The sequence below is a fragment of the Acidimangrovimonas sediminis genome, assembly GCF_002871005.1.
Lineage (GTDB): Bacteria > Pseudomonadota > Alphaproteobacteria > Rhodobacterales > Rhodobacteraceae > Acidimangrovimonas > Acidimangrovimonas sediminis.
This window is the reverse complement of sequence record NZ_PHSN01000007.1, coordinates 26,347-46,885: the sequence shown is the minus strand read 5'-3', so window position 1 is coordinate 46,885 and position 20,539 is coordinate 26,347. Positions and strand designations below refer to the sequence as shown.

General features: G+C 67.5%; 20 protein-coding genes. 14 read left to right on the top strand and 6 right to left on the bottom strand.

Annotated features, from left to right (window positions below; translation table 11 throughout):
- Positions 1-30 precede the first annotated feature (30 nt).
- The 11 genes from CVV76_RS08420 to hypA all read left to right on the top strand — a co-directional run bounded on the left by CVV76_RS08420 (position 31) and on the right by hypA (position 8,224).
- Complete coding sequence (locus tag CVV76_RS08420; protein ID WP_102224197.1) at positions 31-1,401, top strand: heterodisulfide reductase-related iron-sulfur binding cluster; 1,371 nt, start codon at positions 31-33, stop codon at positions 1,399-1,401.
- On the top strand, positions 1,398-2,453 hold the full coding sequence (locus CVV76_RS08415; protein WP_102224196.1) for an FAD-dependent oxidoreductase: 1,056 nt from the start codon (positions 1,398-1,400) through the stop codon (positions 2,451-2,453). The genes CVV76_RS08420 and CVV76_RS08415 overlap by 4 nt, the downstream gene beginning before the upstream one ends.
- Before the next feature lie 53 nt (positions 2,454-2,506).
- Positions 2,507-3,331 (top strand): hypothetical protein, encoded by an 825-nt coding sequence (locus tag CVV76_RS08410; RefSeq protein ID WP_146010272.1) that lies wholly within the window; start codon positions 2,507-2,509, stop codon positions 3,329-3,331.
- Positions 3,331-4,077, top strand: a complete 747-nt coding sequence (locus tag CVV76_RS08405) for a 4Fe-4S dicluster domain-containing protein (RefSeq protein WP_102224194.1) — start codon at positions 3,331-3,333, stop codon at positions 4,075-4,077. The genes CVV76_RS08410 and CVV76_RS08405 overlap by 1 nt, the downstream gene beginning before the upstream one ends.
- Positions 4,077-5,006, top strand: a complete 930-nt coding sequence (locus tag CVV76_RS08400; RefSeq protein WP_233192777.1) for a CoB--CoM heterodisulfide reductase iron-sulfur subunit B family protein — start codon at positions 4,077-4,079, stop codon at positions 5,004-5,006. Before CVV76_RS08405 ends, CVV76_RS08400 begins: the two co-directional genes overlap by 1 nt.
- Positions 5,003-5,482: a hypothetical protein gene (locus CVV76_RS08395; RefSeq protein WP_102224193.1), complete on the top strand. Its 480-nt coding sequence runs from the start codon at positions 5,003-5,005 to the stop codon at positions 5,480-5,482. Before CVV76_RS08400 ends, CVV76_RS08395 begins: the two co-directional genes overlap by 4 nt.
- A gap of 16 nt (positions 5,483-5,498) precedes the next feature.
- A complete protein-coding gene (locus tag CVV76_RS08390) occupies positions 5,499-5,939 on the top strand; it encodes a glycine cleavage system protein H (RefSeq protein ID WP_199178537.1) in 441 nt (146 codons plus the stop codon).
- A 141-nt stretch (positions 5,940-6,080) separates the two neighbouring features.
- Positions 6,081-6,575 carry a sulfur carrier protein DsrE2 gene (gene dsrE2, locus CVV76_RS08385; RefSeq protein WP_102224315.1) on the top strand — a complete coding sequence of 165 codons (495 nt, stop codon included), beginning with the start codon at positions 6,081-6,083 and terminating at the stop codon, positions 6,573-6,575.
- 25 nt (positions 6,576-6,600) lie between these two features.
- Positions 6,601-6,828, top strand: a complete 228-nt coding sequence (locus CVV76_RS08380) for a sulfurtransferase TusA family protein (protein WP_102224192.1) — start codon at positions 6,601-6,603, stop codon at positions 6,826-6,828.
- Between the two features lie 162 nt (positions 6,829-6,990).
- Entirely contained in the window at positions 6,991-7,890 is a 900-nt protein-coding gene (locus CVV76_RS08375; RefSeq protein WP_146010271.1) for a hydrogenase expression/formation protein HupK, read from the top strand.
- Positions 7,883-8,224: a hydrogenase maturation nickel metallochaperone HypA gene (gene hypA, locus CVV76_RS08370; RefSeq protein WP_102224191.1), complete on the top strand. Its 342-nt coding sequence runs from the start codon at positions 7,883-7,885 to the stop codon at positions 8,222-8,224. The genes CVV76_RS08375 and hypA overlap by 8 nt, the downstream gene beginning before the upstream one ends.
- 123 nt (positions 8,225-8,347) lie before the next feature.
- On the opposite strand, the gene CVV76_RS08365 is transcribed toward hypA, so the two are convergent.
- From CVV76_RS08365 to CVV76_RS08350, 4 genes are all read right to left on the bottom strand, one after another.
- A complete protein-coding gene (locus CVV76_RS08365) occupies positions 8,348-10,837 on the bottom strand; it encodes a GcvT family protein (RefSeq protein ID WP_102224190.1) in 2,490 nt (829 codons plus the stop codon).
- 194 nt (positions 10,838-11,031) lie between these two features.
- A complete protein-coding gene (locus tag CVV76_RS08360; protein WP_102224189.1) occupies positions 11,032-12,045 on the bottom strand; it encodes an LLM class flavin-dependent oxidoreductase in 1,014 nt (337 codons plus the stop codon).
- 70 nt (positions 12,046-12,115) lie between these two features.
- The gene (locus tag CVV76_RS08355; RefSeq protein WP_102224188.1) at positions 12,116-12,364 is read right to left on the bottom strand and encodes a hypothetical protein; all 249 of its coding nucleotides are present in this window, start codon (positions 12,362-12,364) and stop codon (positions 12,116-12,118) included.
- A 169-nt stretch (positions 12,365-12,533) separates the two neighbouring features.
- Positions 12,534-13,520 (bottom strand): 2-hydroxyacid dehydrogenase, encoded by a 987-nt coding sequence (locus tag CVV76_RS08350; protein ID WP_102224187.1) that lies wholly within the window; start codon positions 13,518-13,520, stop codon positions 12,534-12,536.
- A 199-nt stretch (positions 13,521-13,719) separates the two neighbouring features.
- Here CVV76_RS08350 and CVV76_RS08345 point away from each other — a divergent pair, with 199 nt between their 5' ends.
- Positions 13,720-14,310: an SH3 domain-containing protein gene (locus CVV76_RS08345; protein ID WP_102224186.1), complete on the top strand. Its 591-nt coding sequence runs from the start codon at positions 13,720-13,722 to the stop codon at positions 14,308-14,310.
- 42 nt (positions 14,311-14,352) lie between these two features.
- Positions 14,353-15,234: a cation diffusion facilitator family transporter gene (locus tag CVV76_RS08340; RefSeq protein ID WP_102224185.1), complete on the top strand. Its 882-nt coding sequence runs from the start codon at positions 14,353-14,355 to the stop codon at positions 15,232-15,234.
- A 124-nt stretch (positions 15,235-15,358) separates the two neighbouring features.
- On the opposite strand, the gene CVV76_RS08335 is transcribed toward CVV76_RS08340, so the two are convergent.
- Positions 15,359-17,392 (bottom strand): AsmA family protein, encoded by a 2,034-nt coding sequence (locus CVV76_RS08335; protein ID WP_102224184.1) that lies wholly within the window; start codon positions 17,390-17,392, stop codon positions 15,359-15,361.
- Between the two features lie 138 nt (positions 17,393-17,530).
- The gene (locus CVV76_RS08330; protein ID WP_102224313.1) at positions 17,531-18,820 is read right to left on the bottom strand and encodes an OmpP1/FadL family transporter; all 1,290 of its coding nucleotides are present in this window, start codon (positions 18,818-18,820) and stop codon (positions 17,531-17,533) included.
- Positions 18,821-19,092: 272 nt separating this feature from the next.
- Between CVV76_RS08330 and rimO the strand changes: the two genes are divergently transcribed.
- On the top strand, positions 19,093-20,478 hold the full coding sequence (gene rimO / locus CVV76_RS08325) for a 30S ribosomal protein S12 methylthiotransferase RimO (RefSeq protein ID WP_102224183.1): 1,386 nt from the start codon (positions 19,093-19,095) through the stop codon (positions 20,476-20,478).
- The last annotated feature ends 61 nt before the right edge of the window (positions 20,479-20,539 follow it).

Sequence of the window (20,539 nt, the reverse complement as noted above, 5' to 3'; positions counted from 1 at the left end):
CGCGGCGGACCAAGCGAGAGGAGACCAGCGATGGCAACCGAAGAGAACACGGGCGGCGGCGCATTTTCGGGCTTCGGCGCGGACTGGCAGCCCTCGAACCTGAGCCGGGACGAGGCGCGCCGCGCCACCGACTGGGTCGAGGCGAAGATCGACAAGCGGTCGATGCTGACCTCGAAGGAGCGCAAGGAAGACGTGCGCGACGCGATGTGGCAGCTGGAGAAGGAGGGCCAGATCAAGGTTCACCGCGTGGGCGACCACAACGAACCAATCATGGCGAAAACGCTGTACGGCTGGGACAAGAAGATCCCCACGACCAACCTCTGGCACCACAAGTCCTGCGGCCAGTGCGGCAACATCCCGGGCTATCCCTCGTCGGTCCTGTGGCTGATGAACAAGATGGAGCTGACCTATCTCGACGAGACCGACCAGACCTCGTGCACCGCGTGGAACTACCACGGCTCGGGGATCGGCAACGTGGTCTCGCTGGCGGCGGTGTTCCTGCGCAACTACCACCAGGCCTATGTCTCGGCCAAGGCGCAGGGGCTGCCCGAGGGCACCTATTACCCGCTGATCCACTGCGGCACCTCGTTCGGCAACTACAAGGAGATGCGGCACTTCCTGGTCCACTCGGCCGAGCTGCGCGAGGAGGTCACCAAGATCCTCGGCAAGCTGGGGCGTCTGGTCGACGGCAAGCTGCTGATCCCGGAGGAGCTGGTGCATTATTCCGAGTGGCTGCACGTCATGCGCCACCGGATCAGGAATTATCAGGAGATCGACGTCTCGAACATCCGCACCACGGTGCACCCGGCCTGCCACGTCTACAAGATGGTGCCGGAGGACGTGATCTACGACGACACGGTGATGGACGGGAACCGCGTGGCGGTAACCACGGGCCTTCTGCAGACGCTGGGCACGCAGGTGATCGACTATTCCACGTGGTACGATTGCTGCGGTTTCGGCTTCCGCCACATCATCGGCGAGCGTGAATTCACCCGCTCCTTCGCGATCGACCGCAAGATCAAGGTCGCGGTGGAAGAGGCGAAATCCGATGTCATGATCGGCCATGACACCGGCTGCATCACCACGCTGGACAAGAACCAGTGGATCGGCCGCGCCGTCGACAAGGTCTACGAATTGCCGGTCATGGCGGATTGCCAGTTCGCGGCCATCGCGCTCGGCGCGCATCCCTACAAGCTGGCGCAACTGCACTGGCACGCCTCACCGTTCGAGACCCTGCTCGAGAAGATGGGAATCGACTGGGAGCAGAAGAAGGCCGAATTCGAGGCCTACCTAGAAGAGGTCAAGGCGGGCCGGATCGAGACCCTCTACGACCCGAAGCGGGCCATCACCTCGGGCCCCGGCTACGTCAAACCCAAAGCACTTGCAGGAGCGGAGAAGTGAGCCAGCCCATCCTGATCGTCGGCGGGGGGCCTGCGGGCCTTTCCGCCGCCCATGCCGCGGCCAGCGCAGGCCGCAAGGTGACCCTGATCGAGAAGGAGGATCGTCTCGGCGGCGCACCCATCCTGTCGGGATACGCCAAGCTGGTGCCCAGTCACGAATGGGCCTCGGACGTGATCGGCGCAATGGTCAAGCGGGTCGTGGACAACCCCAATGTCACGGTCAGGACCGGCGCGCGGGTACAAAGCTTCGACGGCACGCCCGGCGCCTTCACGGCGACGCTGAAGGACGGCGGCAAGGTCGAGGTCGGCAGCGCGATCCTGACCACCGGGTTCACCCATTTCGACAGCGTGAACAAGCCCGAGTGGGGCTTCGGCACCTATCCCGACGTCGTCACCACCACGCAGTTGGAACAGATGATCTCCTCCGGCAAGGGCGTGCGCTGCCCCTCGGACGGGCGCAAGCCGGACCGCGTGGCGATCCTGCTGTGCGTGGGCTCTCGCGACCGCCAGATCGGGCGCGAGTGGTGCTCCAAGATCTGCTGCACCGTCTCGGCCAACCTGGCGATGGAGATCCGCGAGGAACTGCCGGAGTCGAATGTCTACATATACTACATGGATATCCGGACCTTCGGCCTCTACGAGGGCGAATTCTACTGGGGCTCCCAGGAGGAATATAAGGTCAAGTACATCAAGGCCCGGATCGCCGAGGTCACCTCGGACGGCAAGCGCCTGCTGGTGAAGGGCGAGGATACCCTCGTCAAACGCCCGATCTCGATCCCCTTCGACATGGTGGTGCACGCCGTCGGCATGGACCCGAACGTCGACAACATGACGATCTCGTCGGTCTTCGGGGTGAAGCTGAACAAGTACGGCTACATCGAGCGCAAGAACACCTACACCACGCTGTGCGAGACCTCGCGCCCCGGCGTCTTTGTGGCGGGCTCGGCGACCGGGCCGGAGACGATCGACGACTCGATCGCGCAGGGCTCGGCCGCGGCGATGGCGGCGCTGACCTTCGTGCCCGCCAAGACCCCTGCAGAAGCGGCCGAGTGATGTTCGGGCTCGGGCGCAAACCGCGGGAACGGGAGGTCCGCAAGGACGCGCCCGTGCTGGACCTGTCCGGCCCCGTCCTGCGGCGCGCGTTCGAGCATCTCGTCAAGTCGGCCGAACCCACCGGCGGGGTGGAGCGCTACGTCATGGCGCTCGCCCTCAAGGCCTCGCTCTTCGAGGAGATGCTGGGCAAGGGCCGCGTGGCGGAGCTTACCGAGATGGAGTTCCTCGACCTCGCCGCCTTCATCACCCCGGTCAGGCGCAAGGTGGGCAGCTACATCGGCGAAAACGGGTTCGAGGCGCTGCGGAGCCGGCTTGAACGCCTGCTGGCAGGCTGGTCCGACCTCGGCACCGTCGACACGCGATTGCAGGATTTCACCGGCGCCTTCCCGGACGACAAGGCGCACCGCTGGGTCCGCGACCTCGGCGCCGAGGTGCTGCATTTCATCGCGCCAGACCGCTACCCGCTGATGTGCCGCTGGGTCTGGGACGCGCGCGTCAAGACCGGCGTCCTGCGCGAGATCTGGTTCTCGGACGACGTGGCGACCGCCCGGATCGCGGTGGACGATGACTTCGCCGCCTTCAGGATGCTGAGCACGGAACTGGAAGAGTTCCTGACCACGCAGGGCGTCTTCCGCGACCTGCCCTTCTACACCGATCTGCTGATGTCGCATGTCTACGCCGATTACATCAACGATCGCGGCGGCTCGCTGATGCGGGCCGAATTCGCCACCTCGTCGGACCCGATGCTGCACACGCGGCGCATGCTGGGCCTCGACGCCGTCGATACCGAGACCGGACGCACCCGCCTCAAGCTCATCGACGGCACTGCCCATGTCCTCGGCACCCCGAAGGGGATTTCCCACCAGGAGAACAGCTGATGCCCATTCACGAGAAATCCCTGATCCGGCCCGAGAAGCTGGTCGAACACGAAGAGCTGGTGATCGAGGGAATGGACGTCTCGGGCCACTGGTCGACCTTCATCGAAGGCCGGTCGGTTCCGGATTACAACGAGACCCTGCAGGAAGAGATCGCGGCCCTGCCGGGGGGCGAGAACATCCACCGCTGCTGGCAATGCGGATCCTGCACCAACGCCTGCACCGTCAACGCGCTGAACCCCGACTTCAACCCGCGCTACTGGATCTACCTGATCCGCATGGGCATGGAAGAGGAGCTGCTGCGCGACAAGGACATCATCTGGCAATGCGTGTCGTGCAACAAATGCACCTACGCCTGCCCGCGCGACGTGGTGCCGGAACAGGTGATGAAGGCCACCTCGCACTGGCTGGAACTGAAAGGCCACACGCCGAAATCGCCCTCGATGATCTTCGACGAGGCGTTTTCCGAGCAGGTGTTCGAACGCGGCAAGATCGAGGACGGGCTGGTGCTGCGCGAATTCTTCAAGCGCACCGGCCAACCGGTGACCCAGCCCTGGCTGGTGGCCCTGGTTTCGGGCCTCGTGAAGCGGTTCCCGGTCTTCTACCTCATGAAGCTTGGCCTCGCGACGGTGTTCCGACCCAGGACCCGGGGCTGGGGCAAGGCCCGCGATGCGATCGAGGAATACGTCCACGAATGCGAAGAGCGTAACCGCCGCGCGGTCGGGCTCGGAACCAAGGGAGCGAAGTGATGGCCGGAGACATGAAATACAAGCGGGTCGCCTATTACCCCGGCTGCGCGCTGGAGGGGTCGGGTCACGCCTACAACCGGTCGACCAAGGCGGTGGGCAAGGCACTGGGCCTCGACCTGGTGGAGGTCGAGAACTGGAACTGCTGCGGCGCGATGGAAGTGAAGAACATCGACCCCAAGATCCAGACCTACCTGTCCGCGCGCACCCTCGGCACGACCGAGGAGATGGGCTTCGACACCGTGATGGCGCCCTGCAACGGCTGCTACCACAACCTCAAGAAGGCGGAATACGACCTTGGCCATGACCCGGCCTCGGTCGAGGTCAACGACCGGCTGGCCACCAAGGCCGGTCACCGCCCCTACAAGGCCGGCAAGGTCGAGACGATCCACGCGCTGGACTGGATCAAGCATTCGATCGGCGAGGACGGCATCCGCGAGCGAGTGAAGAACTCGCTCAAGGGCGTCAAGATCGCCAACTATTACGGCTGCATGTACACCCGCCCGCGCCACATCTTCCCGGAAAAGGACCAGGGCCCGGGCACGGAATCGACCGCCAAGCCGCATTTCATGGACGACATCCTTGCCGCCGCCGGGGCCGAGAACGTCGACTTCCCGCTCAAGACCGCATGCTGCGGCGGGGCGCACACGCTGTCGGACAGCGACACCTCTACGAAGCTCGTCCTCAACATCCTGACGGCGGCCGAGGCCTGCGGTGCCGAGGTGATCGCCACCGAATGCCCCACCTGTCACACCGGGCTCGAGATGCACCAGGTCCGGGCCGAAAAGGTCCTTGGCAAAAAGACGAATATCAAGATACTTTACTTTACGCAGCTGTTGGGCATGGCGCTGGGGCTTTCCGCCCGCAAGGTCGGCGTCAACGAGAACTTCTCGGATGCCCGCCCGCTGCTGAAGGAAAAGGGGCTGGGATGATGACGTCCTTGGAGAAGCGCCTGACCATCGGGGAGATCGAAGCGCGGATCGACGCGATCATCGCCACCCCCAACGCCATGCTCATGGCAGAGGCCCCCGCCCTGGCGGAGGAGATGCTCTCGATGGGCGAGTCGATCCTCGAAGCCTGGCTGGACGCCCGCGGAGAGACCCCCACCGACGAGACGCACGAGGGGTTCCGCCTGCTTGCCCTTCACCGCCAGGGCGCGCGAGGCAACCCCAGTTTCAACGCCTGCCGCGAGACCTGCCGCGAGCTGGTCTATCACCGCAACCTGATCCTGTACGACCCGGCGGCCGCGGATGTCGCCCACGCGATCCGCGTCGGCGCCATGGTCGTGCGCCACCTCGCGCTCTTCATCGGCGGCAAGTTGCAGGCCGACGGGCTGGGCGAATTCTGCTGCTCGTCCCGCCCGATCCGCAGGGCCGAGACGACCCCGAACGACAAGGAAACCGCTTGAGCGATGGAGGCCTGAAATGCCTGTGGTGCGTGGCTGCAACCTTCCCGACGACCTGCTGTACGACGTCGACAACAACCTTTGGTACCGCGACGAGGGCGACGGAACCTTCACCGTCGGCATGACGATGATCGCGACCGGCATGGCCGGCCAGCTGGTCGCCTTCACCGCCAAGAAGGCGGGCAAGACGATCAAGGCCGGCAAGTCCTGCGCGACGGTCGAGTCGGGCAAGTGGGTCGGCCCCGCCAAGCTCGGCTTCGACGCCGAGATCGTGGCGACCAACGACACCCTGGTCGCGAACCCCTCGCTGGCGAATTCCGACACCTACGGCGAGGGCTGGATGGTGAAGGTGAAGCCCGAGGATCCCGCGGCCACCGCGGCGCTGACCAGGGGCACCGACGTGGCCGGCCCCTACGAGGCCAAGATGGACGCCGACGCCTTCGCCGGCTGCAACGCATAGCGCGGCGGGCCTGGCAAAGGCCTCTCGCGACGGCGGCCCTGCAATGGCGGCCCGGACTGAAGGCCCCGTGATCGCGGGGCAATGACCGCAGGCCCGGTCGAAGATTTCAACGAACGCCGGCCCCGCCGGCTGGAGGAAAATATGCTCGACGATACCAATGCCAAGTCGATGACCATCATCGTCACGAAGGGCACGCTCGACTGGGCCTATCCGCCGTTCATCCTGGCCACCACCGCGGCCGCGATGGGGATCGAGACGACGATGTTCTTCACCTTCTACGGCCTCCAGCTCCTTAAGAAGAAGCTGGACCTCAAGATCAACCCGCTGGGCAACAGCGCGATGGAGATGCCGATGGGCGGCGGCCACATGGCGATGCCGAATATCGTGGCGGCGCTGCCGGGGATGACCTCGCTCACCACCACCATGATGAAGAACATGATGAAGAAGAAGGGCGTCGCCTCGATCGAGGAACTGCGCGACCTCGCGCTCGAGGCCGACGTCAACATGATCGCCTGCCAGATGACCATGGATCTCTTCGAATACAAGCGCGAGGACATGATCGACGGCCCCACCCTGGGCGGCGCGGCCAGCTGGGTCGACGTCGCGGCGAAAAGCGACATCAACCTCTATATCTGACGAGAGAGAAGAAGGAACACACGACATGGCCGACCAGGTTCTCGACGCCAAGGGGCTGAACTGCCCGCTGCCGATCCTGCGCGCGAAAAAGGCGCTGAAGGACATGCCGACCGGGGCGGTGCTGCAGATCGACGCCACCGACCCGGGCTCGGTGAAGGATTTCGAAGCCTTCTGCCGCACGACCGGCAACGAGATGATGGAGCACAGCGAGAAGGCGGGCGTCTACACGTTCCTCATCAAGCACACGGCCTGATAAGCGTGGCCCGATCAAGCACGGCCTGATCCGGGCAATTCCCGCATTCCTCGGCCCGTCCGGAACAAGGCGGCCCGCGGTCCGGTTTCCGGCCGTAACATGCCCCCCCGGGGGCCCGACGATCCTCTGGCCCCGGCCCGCGCCGCCCGCTACGCTCCGCCCATGTTCGACGGCATCGAGATCACCATTGCAGAGGAAGGCGGCAAGCTCGCGGCCCGGGTCCGGCCCGCCCCCGCGCTGCCCCTCGCCCGGCTGATCGCCGGCAAGTCCCCCGAGGAGGCCGCCACCCTGCTGCCCCGGCTCTTCAGCCTCTGCCGCTCGGCGCAGGAGGCCGCGGCACGGCTCAGCCTCGGCCTCGACCCGGGCGACAGCGCTGCTGCGCTGCACCGCGAATTGCTGCGCGACCACCTGCTGAAACTCGGCCTGACCTGGCCGCAGCTGCTCGGCCTGCCCCCCGCCCCCCTGCCCCGTCCGGGAACCGAGGCCGAGGCGCTTTTCGGCCCGGCACGCCACCTCCCCGACACGCCGGCAGCCCTGGCCCGCTGGCGCGCCGAGGGCACCGGCGCCGCCCCGCTGCTGGCCGCGCTCGACCGCGCCTTCGCCCCGGGCGAGGCGGTCGCCAACCTCGCCCCCGTCACCGACGACACCGCGCTCGCCGCAGCCCCGGTCGAGAATTCCCCCGGCCTGCGCCACGCCGCCCACCCGCTTCTGCGCGCCATCGAGGCCAGCCACGGCCGCGGCCCGCTCTGGCGCGCGCTCGGCCGCCTCGCCGATGTCGAGGCCGCCCTCGCTGGCCGTCTCCCCGCGCCCCGGCGCCTGCCCGACGGCACCGCGCTCGCCGCAGCCGCCCGCGGCCTCTATGCCCTGCGCCTCGACACCGAAGGCGGCCGTGTCACCGGCCTTACCCGTCGCACGCCCACCGACCACATGCTGGCCCCCGGCGGCATGCTGGACCAGTCGATTGCCACCCTGTCCGCCACCAAACGCCCGCTTGCCGCGCTGGTGGTCGACCTCCTCGACCCCTGCGTCGCCTGCACGCTGAAGGAGACCCGCGATGCATGAGATGTCGCTTGCCGAAGGCATCCGCGAGATCGTTGAAGCCCAGGCCCGCGACCACGGCTTCACCGCCGTGCGCAAGCTGCGCCTCGAGATCGGCGCCTTCGCCGGTGTCGAGAAACCCGCCCTCGCCTTCTGCTTCGAGACGGTGATGAAGGGCGGCCCGGCGGAAGGCGCCGCGCTCGAGATGATCGACCTGCCCGGCACGGCCCTGTGCTACGATTGCGGCGAAACGGTCGAGATCGACGACCGCCTCGCCCCCTGCCCGAACTGCGGCGGCACCCGCCTCCTGCCCAACGGAGGCGACGAGATGCGCATCAAGGACATGGAAGTGATCTGAACGCCGCATCCGGCGCCCCGACCCGCGCGTCTTTCTTGCCGAAATACTCCACGGGGGTGTGGGGGTGTGAAACCCCCACGGCGCGGGGCACGGGGGGCAGCCGCCCCCCGCACCAGCACGTCCTCAGCCGTCCACCCGGATCCGCGCGTTGGTCGGATCGAACGGGCTGTCCTCGGCGACCACCGCCTTGTAGGCCTCGCCGAACATCCGCACTTCCAGCTCGGTCCCGACCTCGGCCAGCTCGGGCGAGACATAGCCCATGCCGATCTGTTTGCCGAACCCGACCGACCAGCCGCCCGAGGTCAGGCGCCCGACCTTCACCCCGTCCTTGAGCAGCGCCTCGCGCCCCCAGGGGTCGGCATCCGCCGGGCCATCGATCAGCACGGTCACGCATTTCGACCGGATGCCGGTGGCGACCATCGCTTCCTTGCCGTGGAAGTCCTTTCCGAGGTCGATGAACCGGTCGAGCCCGGCCTCCAGCGGCGTCGCATCGCGACCCAGCTCAGTGCCGAAGGCGCGGTAGCTCTTCTCCTGACGCAGCCAGTTCTGGGCCCGTGCGCCGACCAGCTTCATCCCGTGCTTTTCGCCCGCCGCCATCAGCTGGTCGAACAGGTAATTCTGCATCTCGATCGGGTGATGCAGTTCCCACCCAAGCTCACCGGTATAGGCCACGCGGATCGCGCGCACCGGGCACATGCCCAGCTCGATGTTGCGCATCGAGAGCCACGGGAACCGCTTGTTGCCCAGCACCGTCTCGGGCGCCGCATCCTTGACGATCTCCTTCAGGATATCGCGCGAGGCAGGGCCCGCGATGGCAAAGACACCCCATTGGTTGGTCACATCATGGATGTCGATCCAGCCGAACTCACCCATCTTGTCCTCGGCCGCCTTCTTGAGGAAGTCGGCGTCATAGGCCGTCCAGGCCCCGGCGGAGACGAGGTAATATTCGTCCTCGGCGATCCGGACGATGGTGTATTCGGTCCGCGTCGTGCCCTGGACCGTCAGCGCATAGGTCAGGTTGATGCGGCCGACCTTGGGCAGCTTGTTGCAGGTGAACCAGTCGAGGAACTGAGTGGCACCCGGCCCGCGCACGATGTGCTTGGTGAACGCGGTCGCGTCGATCAGCCCCGCGGTCTCGCGCAGCGCCTCGGCCTCGGCCTTGGCATATTGCCACCAGCCGCCGCGGCGGAAGCTGCGGCTCGCGTGGTCGTCAAAGCCCATGGGCGCATAGTAGTTCGGGCGTTCCCAGCCGTTCACCTGGCCGAATTGCGCGCCCTTGGCCGCCTGCCGGTCATAGGCGGGCGAGGTCCGCAAGGGACGCGCCGCTTCGCGCTCTTCGTCCGGGTGGTGCAGGATGAAGACGTGCTCATAGGCCTCTTCGTTCTTCTTCACCGCGTAGTCGGTGGTCATCCAGCCGCCGTAACGCTTGGGATCGAGCGCGGCCATATCGATCTCGGCCTCACCCTCCACCATCATCTGGGCGAGGTAATAGCCGGTGCCGCCCGCCGCCGTGATCCCGAAGGAAAAGCCCTCGGCCAGCCACATGTTGCGCAGCCCCGGTGCGGGGCCGACCAGCGGGTTGCCATCGGGGGTGTAGCAGATCGGGCCGTTGAAATCGTCCTTGAGGCCCGCGGTTTCCGAGGTCGGGATCCGGTGGATCATCGACATGTATTCTTCCTCGATCCGCTCCAGATCCAGCTGGAACAGGTCGGCGCGGAAGCTTTCCGGCACGTCGTAGATGAAGCGCGCGGGCGCGTTGCGCTCATAGGGCCCGAGGATCCAGCCGCCGCGCTCCTCGCGCACGTACCACTTGGCGTCGGCATCGCGCAGGACCGGATGCTCCGCCCCGCCCTGCTTGCGGTACGCGACCAGCGCCGGATCGGGCTCGGTCACGATATACTGGTGCTCGACCGGGATCGCCGGGATCTTGATGCCCAGCAGCCGCGCGGTACGCTGCGCGTGGTTACCGGTGCATGTGACGACATGCTCGGCCATGACGACGGTCTGTTCTTCGGACGGCACGAGGTTGCCGCCCTTCTCGATCATCTTGGTCAGCGTGACCTTCCACTCCGACCCGGTCCATTCGTAGGCGTCGGCCTGCCACTTGCGCTCGATCACCGCGCCATGCTGGCGTGCGCCCTTGGCCATGGCCTGGGTCACGTCGGCAGGGTTGATGTAGCCGTCCTGCGGATGGAACAGCGCGCCCTTCAGGTCATCCGTGCGCACCAGCGGCCAGCGGTCCGAAATCTCCTTGGGGCTGAGGAACTCGTGGTAGACACCCGCGGTCTCGGCGATGGAGGAATAAAGCTTGTACTCGTCCATCCGCGCGTCGGTCTGGGCCATCCGCAGGTTGCCGACCACGGCAAAACCGGCATTCAGACCCGTCTCGGCCTCCAGCGTCTTGTAGAAATCGACCGAATACTTGTGGATATGCGTGGTCGCGAAGTTCATGTTGAACAGCGGCAGCAGCCCCGCCGCATGCCAGGTCGAGCCCGAGGTCAGCTCGTCGCGCTCCACCAGCATGGTGTCCCACCCCGCCTTGGCAAGGTGATAGGCGACCGAGGCGCCGACGGCACCGCCGCCGACGATCAGGGCTTTGACATGGGTTTTCATCGGCCGACTCCCTCGTCGCATGGATTTGGCCCCATATGAGCCAGAGCGAGGGTGCCGCGGCGTGAGACGCCCGACATTTGGCGGCGGAAAACGACATCGGCGATGCGAGGTTCACCGCCGCCGCGCGGCCGGGCCAAATTCCTTCGAAGGAATTTGCAAAACTCTTCGAAGAGTTTTGTCTCACGCCCCCGGGGTCAGGCCTCTGCCCGCTCCCGCGCAGCCGAGACCGCCTGCATCGCCTGTGCCGCCAGTTCGAACGACTTCAGCCGCGCGGCATGGTCGTGGATCTGGCCGGTCAGGATCACCTCGTCGGGCTCGTAGCGGTCGACCAGGGCGCCCAGCTGCCGGGTCACCGTCTCGAGGCTGCCGGCGGCGGTGACCCGCTGCGCCTCGTCCACCCGGGCGATCCAGCGCGGATCGGCCACGTCCTCGATCCGCTCGACCGGCCGCGGCAGGGGGCCCGGCTGGCCGGTGCGCAGCTTGATGAAAGCCTGCTGATAGGAGGTCCGCAGGATCCGCGCCTCTTCGTCCGTATCCGCCGCGCAGATGTTGGCGGCAAGCATGAAATAGGGTTTCTCCCCGCCCAGACCGGGGCGGAAGTTCGCCCGGTAGAGCGCCAGCGCCTCCTCCAGCGCGTCAGGCGCGAAATGCGAGGCGAAAGCATAGGGCAGCCCGAGGTGCGCCGCCAGCTGCGCGCCGTAAAGGCTCGACCCCAGGATCCACAGCGGCACATGGGTGCCGGCGCCGGGCACGGCGCGGACCGGCTGGCCTTCCTGCGGGTCCTGAAGAAGGCCGTACAGCTCCACCACGTCGTCGGGGAAGGTGTCGGCCTGGCTCATACCCCGGCGCAGGGCGCGCATCGTCAGCTGATCGGTGCCCGGCGCCCGGCCGAGGCCGAGGTCGATGCGGCCGGGAAACAGCGTGGCCAGCGTGCCGAACTGCTCGGCGATCACCAGCGGCGCGTGGTTGGGCAGCATCACGCCACCCGATCCCACGCGGATCGTCTTTGTCGCCGCCGCGACATGGCCGATCACCACCGCGGTGGCGGCCGAGGCGATGCCGGTCATGTTGTGGTGTTCGGCCAGCCAGTAGCGGTTGTAACCCCAGCCCTCGGCATGGCGGGCAAGGTCGGCGGTGTTGGCCAGCGCATCGGCAGGAGTCGCGCCCTCGGGCACGGGCGACAGGTCGAGGACCGAATAGGGAATCATGGGGCCTCCGTGGGTTCCGTTGTCCCCGATATAGGCCCCGCGCCGCCGCGGACCAGTCGCCGTCGCCGGTTCAGCCCTTCGGACAGTCGAGCGTGCCGCCGCGGCGGATGCAGACCCGGGGCGCTGCGGCCGCTGGCGGGGTGGCCGCTGCCGGGACACCCGCCGGGGTCCGGCCGGGCGCCACGATCCCGGGTGCGGCCTTGCCCTGCGCGGCGGGGGCGGCGACGGCCTTGTCGGATCCGTCACCGTTCAGCAGGTAGATGCCGCCCGAGACCAGCGCGACGATCAGGATGAAGAGCACGGGATAGGTGCGATGCATGAGGCCTCCGGGTTGCGATCTTCGTCGATCTTCCGGGGCGCGAGGCTCGGCGGCGATCGCGGCGCGAGTGGGGCCGTCCCGCGGCATTGACGGGGAGATTTCGCTGCACGCATCGCCCCTTCCCCGGGACCGGGACCGACAGTAACGGAAACGGGTTGCGCGGCGTGCGCTACATCACCCCGGGCACCACCTGGTCCGGCGGCCGGTGGCCATCGGCGAAGGTCTTGATGTTGATGATCACCTTCTCGCCCATCTCGATCCGGCCCTCGACCGTGGCCGAGCCCATGTGCGGCAGCAGCACGACATTCGGGAGTTCGCGCAGCCGCGGGTTGATCTCGTGGCCGTGCTCGAAGACGTCGAGGCCCGCGCCCGCGATCTCGCCCGCGCGCAGGCCGCGGGTCAGCGCGTTCTCGTCGATCACCTCGCCGCGCGAGGTGTTCACGATCACCGCCGAGGGCTTCATCAGCTTCAGCCGCCGGGCGTTCAGCAGATGGAAAGTAGAGGGCGTGTGCGGGCAGTTGATCGACAGCACGTCGACCCGACTGACCATCTGGTCGAGGCTTTCCCACCAGGTCGCCTCGACCTCGGCCTCCTGTTCGGGGCGCAGGCGTCGGCGGTTGTGATAGTGGATCTGCATGCCGAAGGCCCGCGCCCGGCGCGCCACAGCCTGCCCGATCCGCCCCATTCCGAGAATGCCGAGGCGCCGCCCGCCGATCCGGCCGCCCATCATCGCGGTGGGGGCCCAGCCCTCCCACTTGCCCGATTGCATGAGGGCCAGCCCCTCGGGAATGCGCCGCGTCACTGCCAACAGGAGCGCCATCGTCATGTCGGCCGTGTCCTCGGTCACCACGCCGGGGGTATTCGACACGAGGATGCCCCGTTGCCGGGCCGAGGCCACGTCGATATGGTCGATCCCGGCGCCGTAATTGGCGATCAGCTTGAGCTTGTCGCCGGCCTGCGCCAACAGGCCCGCGTCGATCGTGTCGGTCACGCAGGGCACCAGCACGTCGGCGCGGCGCATTGCCGCGGCCAGCTCGTCGCGGGTCATCCGCGTGTCGGGGTCGCGCAGTTCGACGTCGAAAAGCTCCTTCATCCGGGTCTCGACGGCGTCCGGCAACCGTCGCGTCACGACAACACTCAGGCGCTCCACAGGCATGTGATCCCTCCCTGCACTTCTCAACGGGGCCTCCGGATGGCAAAGTGACCCATAGCTCGGCAAGGCACAAGCGCCCAGAGCCCCGCAGGATCACCCGGCGACACTATGACCGGGCAGGGCCGGAACGGGGACGGCACGGCGCGACGAGAGGCCGCTCACGGGCAGAGGCAGAAAACGACATCAGGCAGGCGGGCAGACCATGAATCGCAGGGACTTCACCCTTTGGGCGGCAGGCGCCGCCGGGACATTCGTGCTTGCCGCGGGGCCGATCCTGCGCGGATCCTTTGCCAATGCGCAGGAGGCGACGGCAGACCCCGGCGGCGAGGCACCCACCACCAGGTCGGAGGTCCAGGCCGATCCCCATGTCGGGCCGGTGACCGGGCTGCCGCTGCCGCGCTATGTCTCGCTCAAGGGCAAGGAGGGCAACGTGCGGCGCGGCCCCGGCCTCTCGAACCGCATCGACTGGGTCTTCACCCGGGCCGGCATGCCGCTTCGGGTGACCGCGGAATTCGAGCACTGGCGCCGGGTCGAGGATCAGGACGGGCTGGGCGGCTGGATCCACTACACGCTGATCTCGGGGATCCGCACGGTGCTGTTCACCGAACAGATGACCGACATGCGCGATGCGCCCGAGGCGAAGGCCCGGCTTGACGCCAAGGCGCAGGAAGGCGTGATCGCCCGGCTTTACGAGGCGCGCCGCGACTGGGTGCGCGTGGGCGCCGACGGCAGCCGCGGCTGGGTGCCGAAAACTGCCGTCTGGGGCGTGGACCCGGGCGAGGTCTTCCGCTAATTCCGGGGCGCAAACGCGACGCCCGCCCCGGAGGGAGACCCCTTGAACGACCATCCCGATCTACGCCTCAACGTCTCTGCCGGGCTGGCATCGGTCGCGGTCGCGCTGACACTTGTGCTGCTGAAGGTCTGGGCCTTTCTGACAACCGGATCGCTGTCGGTCGCGGCGACGCTTGCGGACAGCGCGCTGGATCTCGTGATTTCGCTCGGCGGGCTGGCGGCGATCCTCTACGCGGCGCGGCCTCCGGATGACGACCACGCCTTCGGCCACACCTCGGCCGAGGATCTGACCGCGCTGGGTCAGGCGCTGTTCATCTTCGCCTCGGCCGTGGCGATCACCTGGGCGGCGATCGGCCGCCTGCTGGCTCCGGGCCGGGTGCAAATCGAACGCGAGGGGCCGGCGATCATTGTGATGGTCGTGGCAATCGTGCTGACCCTCGCCCTCGTGGCGTGGCAGCGGCGGGTTTCCATGCGGACGGGAAACCGCGTGGTCGCGGCCGATCAGCTGCATTACATCGGCGACCTGGTGCCCAATATCGGCGCCATCCTCGCGCTTGCGATCTCTGCGCGCTGGGGCTTCACCCAGATCGACAGCCTTGTCGCGCTGGCCGCCGCCGCGCTTATGGCCTTCGGTGCGCTGCACATCGGGCGCGGCGCCTGGGACGCGCTGATGGACCGCGGCGCCGATCCCGCCGTGACCGCCCGGATCGAGGAGATGACCCGGACCTGGCCCGGCGTGCGCGGCCACCACGACATCAAGACGCGCACCGCCGGCAGCCGGTTGTTCGTGCAGATCCATATCGAGCTTGACGGCGACCAGACCCTGCACGAGGCGCACGAGATCGGCGCGGCGCTGAAGCGCGCGATCATCGAGGAATACCCGCAGGCCGACGTCATCATCCACAAGGACGTGGCACGGGGCTGAACCGCTACGGCGTGGCCGCGGCCTGCGGCCCGCACGGGCCCGCCGCCGCCAGCAGGTGAAAAGATGGACGGGAGCGGCTTTGTTCCGGGCCCCCGGTCACAGGCCCCCGATCACAGGCCTTCACTCACTTCAGAAGGTTCAGCAGGCCCTTCTTGGCCTCATCCTGCAGCTTCTTCTTGACCGCGTCCTGCGTGCTCTGGCCCTGATCCGGGGTCACGCCCAGCTTCTTGGCCAGTTCGGACTTGGCCTTGTCCTGCAGCTTGCCCTTCTCGATGTCGAGCTTCTGCTTGGCCAGCGCGTCCAGGTCGAGGCCGAACTTCGGCTTGGCCCAGGGCCCCTGGATCGTCACCGGCACGCTGATCCCGCCCGTGCCGTCGGATTTCTCGAGCGCCGTGGGCGTCAGCGTGTAGTTCAGCGTCTGGTCGCCCAGGTTCACCGTGCCTGTCCCCGCCGCCGTCAGCAGCGGCGCCTTGAGCGACAGGTCCCTGTTGGTCAGCACACCCTTGTCGATCGTGAAGCTGGCGGTGATGGAATCGAAGATCGTCTTTGCCCCCGCGCCCACGTAGTTCAGGTTCATGGTCTTGAGCATGCCCAGAAGGTCCAGCCCCTGCAGCTCCCCCTTGCCGAGGCCGACACGCCCCGACCCCGAGAGCGACCGCACCAGCGCTGCCTGCGAATTCCCCGAGGCCGCCAGCTTGAGCGTCATGTCGCCATTTGCCACCAGCCGCTTGAAGTCGAGAAACGCCCCCAGAAGCTGCTGCATGGCGACGCCCTTGGCCGACAGGTCCGCCGTGGTCGACAACCCGCCGCGGGAATTCGCCACCATCTGACCGGTGACGGTGCCGCCATAGCCCTGAAGCTGCTTGAGGTCGACGACCGCGCGCCCGTTGTTCAGGGCCACCCCGATCCGGGTCTTGCCGACCTTGGCCGCGCCGAAATCGATGCTGTCGGCGGTCAGCGCGACGTCGGCGTCGACCGCCTGCATCCCACTCACGTCGATCGGGTCTGTCGACCAGCCGGAGGATGCCGGCGTCGCCGCCTGCCCCCCGTTCTGCGACCCGCCCTGCGCGGTGGCCGCGGTAGACGAACTGCTTCCGGCGGTCAGCCCCGTGAGATCCAGCGCCCCGGCCCCGACCTGGGCGCTGACATGGGGGCGCCCCTTGGGAAAGGTCACGTCCGAGGCAAGCGTCAGGTGATTGCCGTCAAGCGTCACCTCACCATCGCGCAGGTGCATGCTGCCCTCCGGGGCGAGCGTGACGTTGCCCTTCAGCGCGACCAGGTCGTGCCCCAGCCCCTTCGGCAGGTCCGGGGCCGAGGCGCCGAAAAGCGCGGCCAGCGCCGCAGGTTCCTTCAGCGTGGCGTCGAGCGCGCCCTGCGCCGCCACCGGATCGGTGCCGAGCTTGCCCTTGAAGGCGATGGTCGAGCTTGCGATCCCGCTCGACAGGTCGACCGGCACGACCTTGCCCCCGAGGAAGGTCGAGAATTCGCCCAGCGTGCCGTCAAGCTTCAGTGGCTTGCCGTTCGCCTCGGCCGTCATCTTCAGCGTGGCAGGGCCGGTGAACTTGGGAATCGTCAGCGTCGCGTCGATCTTGGTCAGCGCGATCTTCTGCCCGGTGCCATGGTCGATCCAGGTCACCGAACCGTCCTTGATCACCCCCTTGTCGAGCGAGAACGCCTGGATCCCGCCCCCAGATGCCGCGCTATCGGTCGTCTCGGTCGGGGCAGCCGTGCCTTTTGCCCCACCTTCTGCCGTGCCCGACCCAGAGCCGGAGGCCGCCGGGAATTCCCAGTTGCCCTGCCCCTTGGCGTCGCGCTCCAGCAGGATCCGGGGCGACAGCACCTCGACCTTGGTCACCTTGATGTCGCCCTGGATCAGCGCCATCGGGTCGATGCCGATGTCCAGCCCCTTGGCCGCCAGCATCGGCCCGGCCTTGGACCACGCGGCATTGGCGATGGTGACGGCCCCGGTCCGCACGCCCAGCCTCGGCCAGAGCGTCGGGTGCACCTCGTCCGACAAGGTCATGGCCCTGCCGGTCGCGGCCTCGAACTGCTGCTCGGCCAGCCGCGCGATCTTCTTCGAGGGAATCAGCAGGAGCGCGCCCGCCCCCAGCAGCACGATCAGCACCAAGAGCCCGAGCCCGCGAACGATCCAGCGCATGGCAATTCCCTGTTCTTCTACCTGCTCGCCGTCAGCCTAGGAGACCCGGCCCCTCCCTTCAAGGCCGCGTGACCTCCACCGGGCGGCAGCCGCGGGAGCGGGCCGGCCCCTCCCCCGCGGCGCGGTCCGGGCAGCCCCTCAGAACCGGCGGGTCCAGCCGACGGAGGCCGAGACCTGATGCATGTCGATCGTCACATCGCCCCCTCCGAGCGAGGCCGGCACCGCCCCGCTGACCGAGTTCTTGGGCACGTAGACCAGCGCGAAGTCGAGCGTGTCGCGCGGGCTCATCTGGTAGCTGCCGCCGACGGTGAAGTGATCTGTCACCACGCCCGGCGCCACGATGTTGAGCGTGACCTGGCTCGATTTAACGGGGTTGGTCGAATGCGCGTAGCCGAAGCGCCAGGTCATCCGGTCCGATTGCCGCCAGACCGCGCCGATCTTGTAGACCGTGACGTCATCCCACCCGAAGCCCGAGTTTCCGGGGGCGCCCAGCGGCATCGGCGAGGTGTTGGCCGGGAACGGGTTCGCCACGGAATCGACGCCGGAGTACCAGATCCGCTGGATATCGGCGAGCACGGTCCAGCGGGGCGCCACCTTGTAGGCCATTCCCAGCGTGATCTGCGCCGGGATGTCGAAGCTGCCGCCATCGGCGAAGAGGCCCGCGTAATCCTTGAACTTCGACATCCGCATCTTGGTCTGGCCCGACAGGCCGACGCTCAGCTCCGGCGTCAGATCGGCCTGGATACCGGCGCGCAGGCCGACGCCGTAGGAATAATCGTAGCCGTTGTTCGACAGGTTCGCCGGATCGTTAGAATAGGGGCTGAAGAGGCGCAGGCCATAGGCCTTGAACCATTGGGCAACAAGGGTCGGCGCGATGCCCCAGCGCACGCCGCCGGTCTCCTTGGCGTAGGTGATCGACAGGAACAGCTGATTCAGGTCGACCCCGGCCTTGCCGTCGCAGAACACGCCGGTCGAGGACGGCGCACCCGGCGGGCAGGGATTGACCCGCGTCATCGCCGGGTACGAGGTGTTCATCCCGCCGTTGCCATAGGCCGCGATGTTCAGCGTGCCGCCGTTGGCCAGCGGCATGGTGTAGCCGAAGTTCGGCACCGGAAAGACCTTGTGCCCGCTGTCGACCCGCCCCTGAGAGATCACCCCGGTGCCGGTGGCGGTAAAGCCGCGGTGGGGCGAGAAGGCCTCTATCCCCAGCGAAAATTGGCGCCCCATGCCGGCAACGGCGGCCGGGTTGACGGCCGAAGACATCGCGTTGAAGCCAGGCGCGGCGACGCCCGCACCCGCGGTGCCGCGCGACGCGGCGTCCGGGCCGAGCGCGAAATAGCCCTCGGTCGCATGGGCCGGCACGCTCAGAAGCGCGGCCGCCGCCGCGCCAAGACCTGCACGAAGCAGATGGGTTCGTTTCACTGTCATCATCGGATGGCCTCCCTCTCGCGCCGCGCCGGACCGACGCAGACAGCTGGTTACCGGCCCCGCGCCCCCTCCTGTTCCCTCGGCGCGCAGAAACCGTCATCAGATTACATGCGAATTCGTGCATTCCCACATATTTTTGCGGTCCTCGTACCCATCGCGCGGCAAACCCGTCGCCACGGGCCATTCACCACCATACTTTCCCCGCTGGCCTGCCCCCCGTCTTCCCCACAGGGCCCTTCCCCGCAGCCCCTGCCCGCGCTATATGCGCGGCCATGTCCCACGCCCCGTCACAGAACCCGCCGAACCTGCGCCCCGACCTCGCCCGCGCGAGCCTGACGCCCGAGGCCGCCCGGCCCGGCCAGCCGCGCATCGGCATGGTCAGCCTCGGCTGCCCCAAGGCGCTGGTGGACAGCGAGCGGATCCTGACCCGCCTGCGGGCCGAGGGCTACGCGATCAGCCCCGATTATACCGGGGCCGAGGCGGTGATCGTGAACACCTGCGGTTTCCTCGACAGTGCCAAGGCGGAAAGCCTGGACGCGATCGGCGAGGCCCTGCGCGAGAACGGGCGGGTGATCGTTACCGGCTGCCTGGGGGCCGAGCCCGATTACATCACCGGCACGCATCCCAAGGTTCTGGCCGTCACCGGCCCGCATCAATATGAACAGGTGCTGGACGCGGTCCATGCCGCCGTGCCGCCCGCGCCGGATCCGTTCGTCGACCTGCTGCCCGCCTCGGGCGTCAGCCTGACACCGCGGCACTACAGCTACCTGAAGATTTCCGAGGGCTGCAATCACGCCTGCAAGTTCTGCATCATCCCCGACATGCGCGGCCGTCTGGTGTCGCGCCCGGCCCATGCCGTGGTGCGCGAGGCCGAGCGGCTGGTCGAGGCCGGGGTGAAGGAACTCCTCGTCATCAGCCAGGACACCTCAGCCTACGGCCTTGACCTGAAGCATGCCGAGGAGCGCGGCCACCGCGCCCATATCACCGATCTTGCCCGCGATCTCGGATCGCTCGGCGCCTGGGTCAGGCTGCACTATGTCTATCCCTACCCCCATGTGCGGAACCTGATCCCGCTGATGGCCGAGGGCCTCGTGCTGCCCTATCTCGACATCCCGTTCCAGCATGCCCATCCGGACACGCTCAAACGCATGGCGCGGCCGGCGGCGGCGGCAAAGACGCTGGACGAGATCGCCGCCTGGCGTCGCGACTGCCCCGACATCACCCTGCGCTCCACCTTCATCGTGGGGTATCCCGGCGAGACGGAGGCGGAATTCCAGACGCTGCTGGACTGGATGGACGAGGCCCAGCTCGATCGCGTCGGCTGCTTCCAGTACGAGAACGTCGCCGGCGCCCGCGCCAACACCCTGCCCGACCACGTCGCCCCCGAGGTGAAGCAGGAGCGGTGGGACCGCTTCATGGAAAAGGCCCAGGCGATTTCCGAGGCGAAGCTGGCAGCCAAGGTGGGCCAGCGTATGGACGTGATCGTCGATGCGGTCGACGACGAGGGCGCCACCTGCCGCACCAAGGCCGACGCGCCCGAAATCGACGGCAACCTCTTCATCGACGAGGGGTTCGAGGGCCTGACCCCGGGCCAGATCGTCACGGTCGAGGTCGACGAGGCCGGCGAATACGACCTCTGGGGCCGGCTCTCCGACTAGCCACGCCGCCGGGCGGAGGCCACGCCAGACATTCCCGTCCCGACTTCCCCGGCCTACGTTC

Coding starts and splice junctions, on each gene's coding strand:
- CVV76_RS08420 (WP_102224197.1), top strand. CDS start 31: ATGGCAACCGAAGAGAACACGGGCGGCGGCGCATTTTCGGGCTTCGGC.
- CVV76_RS08405 (WP_102224194.1), top strand. CDS start 3,331: ATGCCCATTCACGAGAAATCCCTGATCCGGCCCGAGAAGCTGGTCGAA.
- CVV76_RS08400 (WP_233192777.1), top strand. CDS start 4,077: ATGGCCGGAGACATGAAATACAAGCGGGTCGCCTATTACCCCGGCTGC.
- CVV76_RS08395 (WP_102224193.1), top strand. CDS start 5,003: ATGATGACGTCCTTGGAGAAGCGCCTGACCATCGGGGAGATCGAAGCG.
- CVV76_RS08390 (WP_199178537.1), top strand. CDS start 5,499: ATGCCTGTGGTGCGTGGCTGCAACCTTCCCGACGACCTGCTGTACGAC.
- dsrE2 (WP_102224315.1), top strand. CDS start 6,081: ATGCTCGACGATACCAATGCCAAGTCGATGACCATCATCGTCACGAAG.
- CVV76_RS08380 (WP_102224192.1), top strand. CDS start 6,601: ATGGCCGACCAGGTTCTCGACGCCAAGGGGCTGAACTGCCCGCTGCCG.
- CVV76_RS08375 (WP_146010271.1), top strand. CDS start 6,991: ATGTTCGACGGCATCGAGATCACCATTGCAGAGGAAGGCGGCAAGCTC.
- hypA (WP_102224191.1), top strand. CDS start 7,883: ATGCATGAGATGTCGCTTGCCGAAGGCATCCGCGAGATCGTTGAAGCC.
- CVV76_RS08365 (WP_102224190.1), bottom strand. CDS start 10,837: ATGAAAACCCATGTCAAAGCCCTGATCGTCGGCGGCGGTGCCGTCGGC.
- CVV76_RS08360 (WP_102224189.1), bottom strand. CDS start 12,045: ATGATTCCCTATTCGGTCCTCGACCTGTCGCCCGTGCCCGAGGGCGCG.
- CVV76_RS08355 (WP_102224188.1), bottom strand. CDS start 12,364: ATGCATCGCACCTATCCCGTGCTCTTCATCCTGATCGTCGCGCTGGTC.
- CVV76_RS08350 (WP_102224187.1), bottom strand. CDS start 13,520: ATGCCTGTGGAGCGCCTGAGTGTTGTCGTGACGCGACGGTTGCCGGAC.
- CVV76_RS08345 (WP_102224186.1), top strand. CDS start 13,720: ATGAATCGCAGGGACTTCACCCTTTGGGCGGCAGGCGCCGCCGGGACA.
- CVV76_RS08335 (WP_102224184.1), bottom strand. CDS start 17,392: ATGCGCTGGATCGTTCGCGGGCTCGGGCTCTTGGTGCTGATCGTGCTG.
- CVV76_RS08330 (WP_102224313.1), bottom strand. CDS start 18,820: ATGACAGTGAAACGAACCCATCTGCTTCGTGCAGGTCTTGGCGCGGCG.
- rimO (WP_102224183.1), top strand. CDS start 19,093: ATGTCCCACGCCCCGTCACAGAACCCGCCGAACCTGCGCCCCGACCTC.